Annotated in this window: 9 protein-coding genes and 1 pseudogene; 8 read left to right on the forward strand and 2 right to left on the reverse strand. The window is 68.5% G+C overall.

From position 1 onward, the window contains the following. Positions 1-22: 22 nt before the first annotated feature. Together F4Y45_10570 and F4Y45_10575 are read right to left on the reverse strand one after the other, a co-directional pair. Positions 23-1,252, reverse strand: coding sequence for a hypothetical protein (locus F4Y45_10570; protein ID MXY24952.1), 1,230 nt, complete (start codon positions 1,250-1,252; stop codon positions 23-25). A gap of 85 nt (positions 1,253-1,337) precedes the next feature. Further along, positions 1,338-6,050 (reverse strand): oxidoreductase, encoded by a 4,713-nt coding sequence (locus tag F4Y45_10575; protein ID MXY24953.1) that lies wholly within the window; start codon positions 6,048-6,050, stop codon positions 1,338-1,340. A 204-nt stretch (positions 6,051-6,254) separates the two neighbouring features. Between F4Y45_10575 and F4Y45_10580 the strand changes: the two are divergent. The 8 genes and pseudogenes from F4Y45_10580 (at position 6,255) to ypdA (ending at position 14,151) form a co-directional block, all read left to right on the forward strand. After that, positions 6,255-7,703 (forward strand): annotated as a pseudogene (locus F4Y45_10580) (magnesium chelatase). A gap of 109 nt (positions 7,704-7,812) precedes the next feature. After that, positions 7,813-9,156, forward strand: a complete 1,344-nt coding sequence (locus F4Y45_10585) for a VWA domain-containing protein (protein MXY24954.1) — start codon at positions 7,813-7,815, stop codon at positions 9,154-9,156. A gap of 18 nt (positions 9,157-9,174) precedes the next feature. Continuing rightward, positions 9,175-9,822 carry a hypothetical protein gene (locus F4Y45_10590; GenBank protein ID MXY24955.1) on the forward strand — a complete coding sequence of 216 codons (648 nt, stop codon included), beginning with the start codon at positions 9,175-9,177 and terminating at the stop codon, positions 9,820-9,822. Positions 9,823-9,942: 120 nt separating this feature from the next. After that, positions 9,943-10,920 (forward strand): hypothetical protein, encoded by a 978-nt coding sequence (locus F4Y45_10595; protein ID MXY24956.1) that lies wholly within the window; start codon positions 9,943-9,945, stop codon positions 10,918-10,920. Positions 10,921-10,946: 26 nt separating this feature from the next. After that, complete coding sequence (locus tag F4Y45_10600) at positions 10,947-11,795, forward strand: 3-hydroxybutyryl-CoA dehydrogenase (GenBank protein ID MXY24957.1); 849 nt, start codon at positions 10,947-10,949, stop codon at positions 11,793-11,795. 11 nt (positions 11,796-11,806) lie between these two features. After that, positions 11,807-12,448 (forward strand): GTP cyclohydrolase I FolE, encoded by a 642-nt coding sequence (gene folE, locus F4Y45_10605; protein MXY24958.1) that lies wholly within the window; start codon positions 11,807-11,809, stop codon positions 12,446-12,448. After that, complete coding sequence (locus F4Y45_10610; protein MXY24959.1) at positions 12,445-13,137, forward strand: hypothetical protein; 693 nt, start codon at positions 12,445-12,447, stop codon at positions 13,135-13,137. The genes folE and F4Y45_10610 overlap by 4 nt, the downstream gene beginning before the upstream one ends. Before the next feature lie 12 nt (positions 13,138-13,149). Further along, positions 13,150-14,151, forward strand: coding sequence for a YpdA family putative bacillithiol disulfide reductase (gene ypdA, locus F4Y45_10615; protein MXY24960.1), 1,002 nt, complete (start codon positions 13,150-13,152; stop codon positions 14,149-14,151). The last annotated feature ends 94 nt before the right edge of the window (positions 14,152-14,245 follow it).

Consider the following 14,245-nt stretch of genomic DNA (forward strand, 5'->3'; position numbering starts at 1 on the left):
GCGGGGCGCCACCCGCGACGGCCTACACGACGCGCGCCAGGCGATCGGCGAGGTGACGCAGCCGGTAGGCGCCGTCCTCGGGGTTGTGGTAGCCGACCGCCCGTTCACCCGGCGTGAGGTCGGCCGCGTCCTTCATCGGCTCGAACTGGTGGCCCTCATGCCATTCGTTGAACGAGCACAGGAACACCAGGAGGAAACCCTGTCCGGCGTCCGTGAGCCAGGGATCGGTCTGTAGTTCCAGCGCCCAGACGAGCGTCTCGTCGATCTGCCGCGTCGCGATACGCGCCGCCCGCTCCCTCTCGTCGGGACGCGACCAGTCGATGGGCTCCCCCCGCGGCACCGGCAGGAACGACAGGGGTTCGTAGCAGGGATCGGCCGGGTTCCGCTGTTCGATCGCGTCCTTTCCGGGATTGACGCCGAAGGACACCGAAAGTCCGTGCCGGCGCGCGTCCCGCGCCATGCGGTACCACTTCCCGTGGTCGACGAAAGCTCCATAGGGCGCCATGCCGTCGAAGCCGGCCGGCTCCACGTCTCTCGCTATCCAGTGATCGGACAGCAGGGTCAGGACCGGGAAGTCTGCGGCCAGCGTCGTGCGCGCCTGGTCGGTTGACCGCCGCCAGACGTCCGGCGGGACATGATCGCGAACCTCCACCATCTGGCCGAGGCAATCGATCCCGTGACGCGGCACGAGGGTGTGAAAGCCCTTGAACACCGGACCGCTGCGGCCATCGTCGCGCTCGTTGAAATAGAAGCAGTCCCAGCGGCGCCGCTCGCCGAATTCCCGCAGGAGGTACAGGATGTCGTCCGTCAGGCGCTCTCCCCGCCGCGGGCTGTACGGCTCGAGATGGAACATCACCTGGATGTCGTGCGCCGCCATGACGTCCATCAGCCGGTGGACGGCGCGGTCCGTGTAGCTGTCGCGGCCCCACCAACTGCTGTTGATGACACCGACCCCCGCCTCGGCGATCCAGCGCGCGTGCTGTTCCAGCACCGCCGTCGACGTCGAGTCGTACGCCCCGAGCCGCGGCACGGTGGTCGCGGCCAGGTCGTCGGGCGGACGCCGGTCCCACTGATCCCAGTGAAAGACCGGGTCCATGCCGTACCAGGGGTAGTACTCGAAGACGAAATGGCGCCGCGGATCCCGAAAGCGCCCATGCAGGCGTGACCGCAGCCTGGCCCACGGATAGGTGTCGCCAAACCCCGCACCGAGCTGCCCCGGCGCGGCGCCCGCGAACCGCGGTTGGCCCGACAAGGCCAGCGCGCCGCCGGCAACGCCTCGGGCGATGCGGCTTACGAAGGCCCGGCGCGACGATGCGGACTTCGGCAGCGTTAGCTAGCTACGCCGTCTTCGAGGCGGCGGGGCCGAGGATCCGTTCCTCGAGAAGCTCCTCGGCGCGGTCGAAGAGCTCCTCCTTGGACAGCCGGCCCGAATCGACGTCGTCGAGCAGCGTGCGCTGCGCGAGATACTCGACGTTCTCGATTCCGGCCTTGCTCTGGAGCAGGCGCCACGCCTTGCGGCGCTCCACGCAGAAGAGAACCAACTGCCGCGAGATCTTCATCAGGACCGGCTTGTCGCCCTTCGCGGGAAGCGTCTTGATATAGACGCCGAAGTCCGGCACGTAGGCGCGGTGCTCCGGGTCGAGGTGCCGGCGGTAGACCACGTCGTTCTGCGTCAGCCGCAACAGCATGTTCTCGAGCGGGATCATCCGTTCGGCGTCCTCTTCCTTGATCTTCTTCAGGTGGTTGCGGAACCGCGCCTCGGTGGCGCACCAGTGCGCGACGGTGTAGCGGTAGCGCTCGCCGGTCGACTTGAACCGCGTCTTGTACCAGTCGCCCTTCGCGTTGGGATTCCCCTTCAGATCGAGCGCCTCCGCGTAGGTCTCGCCCAGCCGCGGATTGAAGACGAACTCCGGCGCGCCCCGCGAGTCGCGGACCCGCTGGGCCTGGTCAAGCGCCATGTCGTCGCCGACGCCGTGTTCAGGCTGGCAGGTGGTGAAGCACTGCAGGAAGGCGGTCCCGCGGTACTCGAGCGAGTCGAGGATCGACCGGAACAGCTTCGGCGCGTTCGCGATCGACACCTGCGCGACGAAGGGCGAGCCGTGGCCGGCGAGGAACGTCTCGGCCACCGTCTTCTTCTCCACGCACTTGCCCTGGCTGGCGGCGCCGAACGCGTTCATGTCGCCGCCGCCCAGCATCGGCGTCGAGTCGGAGTTCTGGCCGCCGGTGTTCGAGTAGACCTGCGTATCGAGCATCACCGCCTTCACGTTCGGGCGGTTCTGCAGAATCATCTTCGACACGTTCTGGTAGCCGATGTCGCCCATTCCGCCATCGCCGCCCACTATCCAGACCCGCGGCATCTCGAGGATCTCCTCGTCCGTCATCAGGTTGTCGGAGAAGTGGGTGAAATCGTAGTAGCGCTGCTCGTCGATGATGTCGTCGTCGCGCTCCAGCATCCAGGTCGCCAGCCGCTCCGGAATGACCGAGCGCCGACCGTGGTCCATGATGAAGCTCTCGCCGATCAGCCAGCCGATGGTCGATCCGTCCTGGAACAACGAGTTCATCCAGGGGTACGGGTGCGGGTTGTTGGGCGGCGTCGAGCCGTACACCGTGTTGCAGCCGGTGTGCGCCGCCATCGCCATCACCGACTGGCCGTTCGGCAGCCGGCCGTCGAGCGCCTGGAGGTCGCGGTGGTTGAACGCCTCCTGCCGCATGACGGCGGCGATGGCGCCGACCGCGTCCTTGTCCGCGATCGGCCCGTGCGCCTCCAGCCGCGCCGTCGTATCGTCGTCGGTGTCTCCGCCGAGCCCCATCACGATGTGGGCGACGGTCCGGACGAAGAGCCGGTGCTGCTCCGGATCCCGGTCGGCCAGCGCCGCCAGGCGGGCCGGACCGTCCTGCTCGAACCGGTCGGCCAAGGCGATCAGCCGATCCGCCTTCGCGTGGAAGATGGGCCGCAGGTACGCCTCGGTCACTCCCGCGATGGCCCGCAGAATGCTCTTCTCGCCGCAGCCGGCGCAGGCGCCGTCACCCGAAACCAGCGCGTCGTAGTTGCGCCGGACCATCATCAGGTTGCGCAGCGTCGCCGTCTTCGAGTCTGTCGGGTTTTCGTTGTTGTAGAGGCCGAGGAACTTCTGCGACGTGTCGGGCAGCAGATCGAGAAACGCCGTTCCGGTCTCGTGATCGGCGTTCACCTGCTCGGTCTCCTGAACCATCCGGAGCGCGTCATGGTCGCCGCAGGCGGTGACGCACGCCGCGCACCCCTTGCAGAGGTCCGAGACGAAGATGGAGAAGATGCCGCCGCTGCCCGGGTGCTTCTTCTCGGCCGACTTGAAGATGGCGTTCACACCCTGGTACGCCAGCGGCTGCTTCTCGATGACATCGAAGAACTCCGCCTTGGCGGTCTCCGAGAAGCCGTCGACGCTGTTGGTGACGTCGCGAATGATCTCCGGCAGCGGCGTCTTTTCCTTCGCGGTCACCGCGGCGTTCATGCGCTCGCGCGTCTGCGCCTCGATCTCCGGCACCTTGGCGAGCATTCTCGCCCGCTCCCCGCCGTCGGTGACGTAGTTCGAGATCGCCGTCGTCAGGATCGTGTCGATCTCCTGCGAGCAGTTCGGGAGCGCGGTGTCCGGACAGACCGAGATGCACTCCATGCACTGCGTGCAGTTCTCGGCAATGAAGAGGGGCGTCTCGCGCCGGGCAACGTACTTGGACGCGGTGTCGCCGCTGCCGGCCGCCATCACACCCATCGCGGCGAGCGGCGACGCGGGCTGGTCGTAGCCGTAGTCCGAGCGGAACTCGCCATCGAAGCTGGCGATCCGGGTCACCGGCGTCCGCTCGTCCTGGCCTTCGGGCGCCGGGTGCGAGCGGCAGGTCGCGCAGCCGCCGCCGTTCGCTTCCGGTGCCTCCGGCGTCGCCGCCAGCGGGAGGAGCGGCAGGCCGCGCAGGGTCGACCGGTCGGCTGCGTTGACCTCGCCGACCGGAATCTCGCGCACGCGGCTGAAGCCCTGCGTCATCACTTCCATGTTCGACTTGACGACGGCCGGCCCCAGGCGTCCGAACTTCTTCTGGTACTGCGCGTGGACCACTTCCTCGAACTGCTCCCGACTGATCTCGAAGTCCTGAAGCAGCGGCGACACCGAGAAGAAGGCGCCCAGGAACGCGTTGCCCTGCATCCGCAACTGCAGGTCGGGACGGTTGGTCGCGTTGCGCGCGATATCGAAGCCGGGCAGCGTGAAGATCCGGATCTTGTGCTCGATGATCTGCGAGCGGGCCCAGAGCGGCAGCCGCTCCCAGGCGTCCTGCGGCTCCTCGTCCGACTCCCAGATGAGCGCGCCCCCTTCCGACATCCCTTCCAGCGGGTTGCAATGCGTGAACGCCTTCGGGTCGCAGCAGAGCACGACGTCGACATGGCGGAGGTCGCAGTTCACGCGGATCCGCTCCGGCGCGACGACGAGGAAGTAGGAGGTCGGCGCCCCCTTCTTCTCCGACCCGTACTTCGGGTTGGCGGAGACGTGAATCACTTCCTTCGGCCGGCCGAAGTCGTCCGTCTCGGCGCTCCGCTCGGAAAGGAAGTCGTTGAAGTCGCCGATGATGGCGCCCAGGTTCTTGCCGGTCGTGATCGCGCCCCAGCCGCCGATGGAGTGGAACCGTACGGCGATGGCCCCTTCCGGCAGGAGCGACGGCGTTTCGTCCGACTTCACCTCGTAGGGGTGCGGCACGCCGAGCACGAGGAACGACTCGCCTTCGTCCGCGGTCTTGCCGTCGGACCGGGCGCGCCCCTCGTGGACGTACTCGTAGGCCCCGATGATCTGCTCGGGACGGAAGTCGCGCGACCCAAGGCCGTAGGTGCCGTTGAACAGGCGCGGCATGTCCTCGGGCGCAACCTCCGGGAAGCCGGCCTCGACCGGGCGGCCGTTCACCTTGAGCGCCTTGTTGAGCGCGGTGCGGGTGTCGCGGCCCATCGGGTTGTCGCCGGCGAGGGGCTCGTCGGTCCGCTCGAGAATGATGACGTTCTTCTTGCCGGCGAGGGCCCGGACCAGCGCCTGCTCCGGGAAGGGCCGGAAGACGTTGAGGTGGATCGAGCCCACCTTCGCGCCCCGCGTCGCCCGCAGGTGATCGACCGCCGCCTCGCAGTTCTCGGCCGCCGAACCGAGCGACAGGAACACCGTCTCGGCGTCGTCCGCCTTGTACTCGGTGACGAGGCCGTAGTAACGGCCGGTCAGCCGGCCGAAGTCCGCGTGCGCCTCCTCGAGGAAGCCGAGAATCGGCTCGACGAAGTTGTTGCGGCGCGCCACGACGCCCTGCATGTAGTGCTCCTGGTTCTGCACCGGGCCGAGGAGCACGGGGTTGGCCAGGTCGATCATGCGCGGGACGCGGCGCCGCGTCGGGCCGTACAGCGTCCGCTGGGCCTCGGTCGGGCACTCGATGATGTCGTCGGGGGCGCCGAGGAACTCGCGGATCAGCTCCGACTCGTGCCGGTAGAAGGTCCGCTCGAGGTGCGACGTCAGGAAGCCGTCCTGCACGTTCATGCCGGGGGTCAGGCTCAACTCGGTGACGCGCCGGATGATCAGCGCCTGATCGGCGGCCTGTTGCGCGTCCTTCGCGAACAGGATGATCCAGCCGACGTCGAGCGCGCCGTAGACGTCGTCGTGCCCGCAGTGGACGTTCAGCGCATGCTTCGTGAGGGCGCGCGCCACCACCTCGACCACCATCGTCGACGCCTTGCCGGGCGCGTGGTAATACTGCTCGATTCCGTAGACGATCCCCTGGCCCGACGTGAAGTTGACGACCCGCCGCCCGCAGACCGAGTAGGCGATGGCGCCGCCCTGGGCAGCATGCTCGCCCTCGGCCTCGACCGCCAGCGTGTTCCGCCCGAAGACGTTCAGGCGCCCTTCGGCGAAGGACTGCTGGTACAGCTCGCCACCCTCCGTCGAGGGAGTGATCGGATAGAAAATCCCCGCATCGGCAATCCGCGCCTCGGTGTGGTACGAGACGAGCTGATTCCCGTTTGCGGTGATCCGTTCGCCGGGATACTTCGGCCGCTCGGTCATAACGTCTTCTCCAGATATCGCGATGCCGCCAGCCGATGGCGGCCGCCCAAATCCGTTCCGGGGGCCGGCGTCAAGAGCGCACACCAACCCACAGTCCTCCGCATTGTAGTCCTGTCAAGACCTCGCGGCAACGTTCGCGGCCCTCTCTCGCCGCTGCTGGATTTCACCACGGGTGGCCGACAGCCGGGCTGCTAAGATCGATCCATGCGGCCCACCACGCTAGGCGCGCTGCGCGAAGCCGTCGACGCAGGCAAGATCCGCCGGCGCTCCGTGCGGCGCGAACTCCGCGAAAACCTGATAGCCCGCCTCCGCAGCGGCGCCCCCCTTTTTCCGGGCATCGTCGGCTTCGACGAAACCGTCGTTCCCCAGGTGGTGAATGCCCTGCTGGCGCAGCACGACTTCGTGATGCTGGGTCTGCGCGGTCAGGCGAAGACGCGGCTCATCCGCGGGCTCATGGACCTGCTCGACGAAGCGATCCCGGTTATAGCCGGCTCCGACATCAACGACGACCCGCTCGCCCCGATCTCTGCCGCCAGCCGCGAGCGGGTGCGGGTCGAGGGGGACGAGCTGCCGGTCGCCTGGCTCGACCGGTCGCTCCGCTATGTGGAGAAACTGGCCACCCCCGACGTGACGATCGCCGACATGATCGGCGACATCGATCCGATCAAGGCGGCGCGCGCCGGCCGGCACCTCTCCGACGAGCTGACCGTCCACTACGGCCTCGTGCCGCGGGCGAACCGCTGCATCTTCGCCATCAACGAGCTGCCCGACCTTGCCGGCAAGATTCAGGTGGGCCTGTTCAACATCCTTCAGGAAGGCGACGTGCAGATCCGGGGCTACCCGGTCCGCCTCCACCTCGACGTGATGATGGCGTTCACCGCCAACCCCGAGGACTACACCGCCCGCGGCAAGATCGTCACCCCGCTCAAGGACCGCATCGGCTCCGAGATCCGGACCCACTACCCGAGGACGCGGGAGGAGGCGGTCGCCATCACCCGGCAGGAAGCGTGGGTCGCGCGCGACGGGGACGGCGCTCCCGGCGACGTCAACGTCCCGCCCTACGTGCGCGAAGTGATCGAGGAACTGGCGTTTCAGGCGCGATCCAACAAGCGGATCGACGGCCGCTCCGGCGTCAGTCAGCGGATGCCCATCAGTTGCCTGGAGAACGTCGTGTCGAACGCGGAGCGGCGGGCCCTCGCGGCGGGCGAATCGCCGACCGCGCGCGTCACCGACGTCTACGCCGCCCTCCCGTCGATGACCGGGAAGTTCGAGCTGGAGTACGAGGGTGAGCTGCGGGGCGCCGACGCGGTGGCGCACGAACTGATCCACGGGGCCATCGCCGCGGTCTTCGACGGCTGGTTCGACGGCGTCGACACCACCCAGGTGGTCGAGTGGTTCGACATGGGGGGCACGCTGCAGGAAAGCGATACCACCGCGTCGACCGCGATGCTGAAGGACGTCTCGCAGATCCACGGCCTGATGGAGTTGGCCAGCCACGCCGGCGCCGCGCCCGGAGACCCGGAGCCGGACGTCGCCGCCGCCATCGATTTCATCCTCGAGGGACTCTGCGCCGTCCGCCGGATCAGCCGGAGCGAGGGCGGCGGCTACGAGGGCCTTCCCCGCTCCGAGCGGCCCGAGCGCATGCACCGCGAGCCGGCCCTCGACCGCCCCGAATCGTCGTTCGATACGCCCGAGAAGTCACGGCGCGGCGGCCGGCGATCCGGCCGCAACAAGAACAAGAAGAAGCAGTACTACAACTGAAGTGCGGTACCGGTACACGCGCTACACCGGCGATCCGTTCGGCGCCATCGACATCGACGAGCTGGTGTCGAAACTGTCGAGGCTGCTCCTGTCGAGCGGGTTCGACTCGCCCTACGGCCCGCACGATCCGTACGGCGAGGATCGCGACGACCGAACTGTGCAGTCGCTCCACGACGCCATCCTCGACGCCCTGCTCCGCGACGGGTTGCTCTCGGACGAAGCGGTCGAGCGGCTGCTGGGGGATCCGGCCGACGCCGATCAGGCGGAGGGGCGCTCGCAACTGGAAGCCCTCGTGGAGGAGTTGATCCGCCAGATGGCGGCCCAGGGCTACATCACGCTGGACTCGGACGCCGAGAGGACCGAGGCGCCCGGCGCCGGCGGCGGGCTCGGCCCCGACCAGGACCCGGGGCAGGCGCGCTTCGAGGTAACCGACAAGAGCCTCGACTTTCTCGGCTACCGGGCCCTCCGCGACCTGCTCGGCTCGACCGGCCGGGCCAGCGTCGGCCGGCACGACACCCGCGAGATGGCCACCGGGGTCGAAGCCGGCGGCGCGTCCAAGCAGTACGAGTTCGGAGACACGCTGAACCTCGACGCCAGCGGCACGATACTGAATGCCGTCCAGCGGACCGCGACACCCGCGGGGTCGGCCGCCGGTGCGTCCGGGGCCGGGTCCAGGTCCGGCGCGCCCACGGGCGCGGCCGGCGATCCCGCGATCGACGTGCGCTACGAAGACCTTATGGTCTCGCAGGGCGAGTACCAGAGCTCGTGCGCTACCGTCCTGATGCTCGACTGCAGCCACTCGATGATCCTGTACGGCGAGGACCGCTTCACCCCTGCCAAGCAGGTGGCCCTGGCCCTGTCGCACCTCATCCGGAGCCAGTTCCCGGGCGATGCCCTCAACGCCGTTTTGTTCCACGACTCCGCCGAGGAGATCCCGGTCAAGCAGCTCGCACGCGTCCGGGTCGGGCCCTACTACACCAACACGCGCGAGGGGCTCCGCCTCGCCCGGCGCCTGCTGGAACGGCAGCGGAAGGACATGCGGCAGATCGTGATGATCACCGACGGCAAGCCCTCCGCCCTGACCCAGGAGAATGGCCGCATCTACCGGAACGCCTTCGGTCTCGACCCGATGATCATCCGCGAGACGTTCGCCGAGGTGGCCAACTGCCGGCGCGCCGGCATCATGATCAACACGTTCATGCTGGCCCGCGACTACGACCTGGTCAGTTTCGTCCGGCGCGTCGCCGCCATCTGCCGTGGCAAGGCCTACTTCACGACGCCCTACACCCTGGGCCGCTACGTGCTGATGGACTACATGGACCGGAAGACGAAGACGGTACATTGACAGGAGCGCCAGACCACCGTGCCGAGTTCCCCGCGCCCCTCCCGCATCCCGATCTTCCCGCTCCCGAACGTGGTGCTGTTCCCCCGCGTCTTCCTGCCGCTGCATATCTTCGAGCCCCGCTACCGCGAAATGGTGGCCCACGCCCTCGACGGCGATCGCGTCATCGGGATGGTGCTGCTCCGCGACGGCTGGCAGCAGCATCCGGATCCGAATCCGCCGGTCTTTCCGGTCGGTTGCGCCGGCCGAATCACCCACGTGGAGACGCTTCCCGAGGGCCGCTACAACATCGTCCTGCGGGGCGTGGAGCGCTTCCGCGTGGTCGACGAGGACCACTCGCGGAACTACCGGATCGCCACCATCGAGCCGTTCGCCGACGCCGCGGCAGCCGACCCGGAACGCCTGCACGACGGCCGCCAGCGCCTCGAGGCGCTTCTCGTACGCCAGTCGAACCAGAACGCCCACACCGCGGCTCCCCGTATTCCGCGTGAGATGGCCGACGCCGAACTGGTGAACGCCCTTTCCCAGTACCTGGAGCTGACGCCCATCGAGAAGCAGGCGCTGCTCGAATGCGCCACTCCGTGCGACCGTTGCGCCGCGTTGATCGATCTGCTGGAAATGCGGCTGCTGGGCGGCGGCGCCTCCGGTCCACCCTGCGGCGTCCAATAGCGGCCCGCCAGCAGCTGCCCGCCCCGGCGGGTCGCGGCCGCCGTCAGACTCCCGGACCACCGGTCCCGGCCGGGAACATTCCGGGGCGTGGGCCGGTATACTCCCGTAGGGGCTACCCGGATGAGCAGGGGAACGCGTTATGTCGTCTTCGGCGGAGGCGGCCTCGTCGTGGCCGGTCTGGCCGTCGGCCTTGTCGCCTGGCTCGGCGGCGGCCTGCCCGCCCTGGCCCAGGGCCACCCCGACGAACTCCGGTATCTCCCGGCCGACGCGGCCATCATCTCGTTCGCCAATGTCCGCGACGTGATGAACTCCGACCTGCGCTCGCGGCTGCGGGAACGTGAACCCGACGACGGCGGGGTGGCCGCCCTCGAAGACTGGTCCGGCATCGATCTCGACACGGACATCGATCGCGTCGCCGCGGCGCTCGTCCCCAGCGGGCGGGACGGCACGGACGGAATAATCGTCCTCGTGGGACGCTTCGACGCCGACCGCATCGAATCGATCGCCATCGCCCGGGGCGGGATCTCGATCGACCACGCCGGCCGCCCGTTGATCCTCCTGGAGACCGACCGGGACAATCCCGTCGGCGAGGACGCGGCCCTGGCGTTCATCGAGCCCGGCGTGGTCGCAATCGGGTCGGAAACGCTCGTGCGCCAGGCGCTCGACGAGGAAGCCGGAGCGGATACGAACCCGCGCCTGATGGGGCTTCTGGAGCACGTCGACGAGGGGAGCACGGCCTGGACCGTCGGAAGCATCGACGACCTGCAGGACGCCGCGGTCGTGCCCGAGCAACTGGCATCGCAGATGTCACAGGTTTCGGCGTTCGCCCTCGGCGGCCAGGTGAACGGCGGCGTCCGCGGGCGGCTCACCGCGGAGGCGACGGACGAGGAGACGGGTCGCAACCTCCGCGACCTGGTACAGGGGTTCCTGGCCCTCGGACGGTTGCAGGCGGCGGAACGCCCCGAGCTGGCCACCCTCCTGAACGCGCTCCAGCTCAGCGGCGACGGTGCGAACGTGATGTTGTCGTTCGATCTCCCGGCCGACGCCCTCCTCGACTTGCTCCCCGGCCAGGACGCCCCCGCCCCCGGCGCTCCGTGACCGTGTTTTCGGGCCGACCGTAATCGATGACAGTTAACACGATAGGCATTGCGGGGTGCGGTCTGATGGGCTCGGGGATAGCCCAGGTTTCCGCGCAGGCGGGCTACCGGACCATCGTTCGCGAGATAGACGACGCGACCGCGGAGGCGGGCCGGGCCCGTATCGACCGGTTCCTGTCCGCGGGCGTCGAGCGCGGCAAGGTAACGCCGGAACAGCGCGACGCCACCCTCGGCAACCTGACCGTCACCAGCCGCGTGGAGGATCTGGCGGGCTGCGATCTCGTCATCGAGGCGATCGTCGAACAGATCGACGTCAAGCGCGACCTCTTCAACGCCCTCGAGCCGCTCGTCGGACCGGACACCGTCTTCGCCAGCAACACGTCGTCGCTCTGCATCACCGAGCTCGCCTCGGCGACGGGGCGGCCCGACCGCTTCGTCGGCATTCACTTCTTCAGTCCGGTGCCGATCATGAAGCTGGTGGAAGTCATCCGGGGCATCGAGACCAGCGACGCCACCTACGAGGCGGCGATGGCGTTCGGCCGGAGCGTCGGCAAGGACCCGGTCACCGCGCCGGACCGGCCGGGGTTCATCGCGAACCGCCTGCTGATCCCGTACCTGCTCGACGCGATCCGCGCCTACGAGTCGGGAGCGGGATCGCTCGAAGACATCGACAAGACGATGACGCTGGGAATGGGTCACCCGATGGGGCCGTTCACGCTGCTCGACTTCGTCGGTCTCGACACGACCTACTACATCGCCGGCATCATGTACGAGGAGTTCCGCGAGGAACGGTTCGCGCCGCCGCCGCTGCTCAAACGGATGGTGCTCGCGGGCCGCCACGGGCGCAAGACCGGCCGGGGGTTCTACACCTACTGATGTCCGCCGCGATGAACGAAGAACGGGTCCGCGCCGCGGTCGAGATACTCCTAGCCGAGATCGGCGAAGACTCGACGCGCGAGGGACTCGTCCGCACCCCGCAACGGGTGGCCGACGCGTTGAAGTTCCTCACCAGCGGCTACGATCAGGATGTCGACGACGTCCTGAACGACGCCCTCTTCACGGTCGACTGCAACGAGATGGTCATCGTTCGCGACATCGACTTCTACAGCCTGTGCGAGCACCACCTGCTGCCCTTCTTCGGGAAGTGCCATATCGCCTACTTGCCGCGCGACCGCGTGGTGGGCCTGAGCAAGATCCCCCGGCTGGTCGATGTCTTCGCCCGGCGGCTGCAGATTCAGGAACGGATGACGAACCAGATCGCGCACGTGCTGCTCGACAAGCTGAACCCGCTCGGGGTCGGCATCGTGGTGGAAGCGACGCACCTCTGCGTGGAGATGCGGGGCGTGCAGAAACAGCGTTCGTTCGCGCTGACGAGCGCGATGCTGGGATCGTTCCGGAGCGACGCGCGGACGCGCATGGAATTTCTCGAGCTGCTGAAACTGCAGGGAGACCTGCACGCGCGGCTCGATCCGTCGGCCGGCATGCACGCGGCGGCCGCCGCGCCAAACCCGGGAGCCCGACACGAATGAAGATTGCGCGCGCCGGGCTGATCGCGCTGTGTGCTGCGGCGCCCGCTGCGGCTGCACCCGTGGCCGCTGTTGCGGCTGCCGCCGGGGCGGAGTCCGCCGCTGCGGCGGCGCCCGCGGTTGTGCCTGCGGCCGCGGCCGGGGCCGCCGTCCAGACGACGGTGGTCGAGCCGGTCGAGGTACGCTGTCCACAGGTGCTCGGCGTAGGGGTCACCACCAATGTCCCGTTTTGCGACGTGCTCATTCAGTCGGACCCGACGCTGGCCATCACCGTCGTGCTGCCTCCGCGGCGCGGCGAGGCGACGCTCTCGTTCGACCTGCACAACCGCCACACCTACTCGGAGGATGAGGTGCGGGCGGGCCGCGCGTATACCCGGTACCTGGCCGAGGTGGCGGTCGCCACCGCCACCGGCGACATCCTGGCCCGGCGCTATGTCGTCAGCGAGTTCCGCAACGCGTCCGACCTCGTCGACCGGGTCGGCGGAGGCGCAGGGCCAGCGGGGCTAAAGGCCCTCGCGCCGGCCGGGGTCGAACGCGTGTTCGTCCCGATTCCGGCCGGAGTCGAGCGCGTCGTTATCGCCGGGCAGCGCCTCGAGCTGCTCCGGTTCGATCAGACACGCGACGAAGTGCGAACGGTAGGGAGCGCCATGGCCGTGATCAGCAACGCGCTAGTTGAATACACCGGAAGATAGGATGAATGAACCGTGCATGACTTGATCATCATCGGCGCCGGCCCGGCCGGCCTCGCCGCCGCGATCGCGGCAAAGGAGGCGGGTCTCGACACCCGTATCTTCGAGAAGGGCGTACTGGTCAACGCCATCTTCCACTTTCCGCCTCAGATGGTGTTCTTCACGACGCCGGACCTGCTCGAGATCGGCGGCCTGCCCTTCGTGACCCCGCACGGCAAGCCGACCCGCGACGAGACGCTCCGCTACTACCGGCGCGTCGTCGACACGTTCGACCTGCAGGTCGACTTCGGCTACCGCGTGACCTCGGTCGAGCCGGGAGCGTCGCCCGACGCGCCGTTCACCGTGCGCACCCGGAGCGACGAGCATGGCGACCAGGTGTGGCAGGGGCGGACCGTGGTGATCGCGAGCGGCTGCTACGACCACCCGAACCAGCTCGGCATTCCGGGCGAGGACCTGCCCCACGTCTCGCACTACTACACCGAGCCGCACGAGTTCTACCGGCGGCCGGTGGTCGTCGTCGGCGGCAAGAACTCGGCGGCCGAGGCGGCACTGGACCTCTACCGCAGCGGAGCGCACGTGACCCTCGTCCATCGCCGCGCCGTGCTGGGCGATTCCATCAAGTACTGGGTCAAGCCGGACATCGAGAACCGGATCTCCGAAGGGTCCATCCCGGCCCGCTTCGAAACCCGCGTCGTCGAGATCCGCCCGCACGAGGTGGTCGTGCAGCCCGTCAACGGCGGTCCGACGGAGGTCCTCCCGGCCGAGGGCGTCTACCTCCTCACCGGTTACCTGGCAGACCTCGACTTCCTCCGCGGCGCCGGGGTCGAAGTCGCCGCCAACAACGTCCCGCGGCACGACGCCGAGACCTACGAGACCAACGTCCCCGGGCTCTACCTCGCCGGCGCGGTCGTCGCCGGTGCGAACCGCGGGGAAGTGTTCATCGAGAACGGACGCTTCCACGGCAAGGTGGTCGTCGACAACATCGCGCGGCGTCTGCGCCAGCCCGCCGGCGCCTGAGGAACCGACGCTACTCCTCTCCCCCGCCTCGCAGGTGCTCCAGCACGACCCGCCCCCGCGGGGAGAGTTCGTAGCCGACGCGCAGGCTGCTGGT

The sequence above is a fragment of the Acidobacteriota bacterium genome, from assembly GCA_009838525.1.
GTDB lineage: Bacteria > Acidobacteriota > Vicinamibacteria > Vicinamibacterales > UBA8438 > VXRJ01.

What these genes read in the sequence shown, in the direction of transcription:
- F4Y45_10575 (MXY24953.1), bottom strand. Translation starts at nt 6,050, where the DNA reads ATGACCGAGCGGCCGAAGTATCCCGGCGAACGGATCACCGCAAACGGG.
- F4Y45_10595 (MXY24956.1), top strand. Translation starts at nt 9,943, where the DNA reads ATGAGCAGGGGAACGCGTTATGTCGTCTTCGGCGGAGGCGGCCTCGTC.
- F4Y45_10600 (MXY24957.1), top strand. Translation starts at nt 10,947, where the DNA reads ATGACAGTTAACACGATAGGCATTGCGGGGTGCGGTCTGATGGGCTCG.
- folE (MXY24958.1), top strand. Translation starts at nt 11,807, where the DNA reads ATGAACGAAGAACGGGTCCGCGCCGCGGTCGAGATACTCCTAGCCGAG.
- F4Y45_10610 (MXY24959.1), top strand. Translation starts at nt 12,445, where the DNA reads ATGAAGATTGCGCGCGCCGGGCTGATCGCGCTGTGTGCTGCGGCGCCC.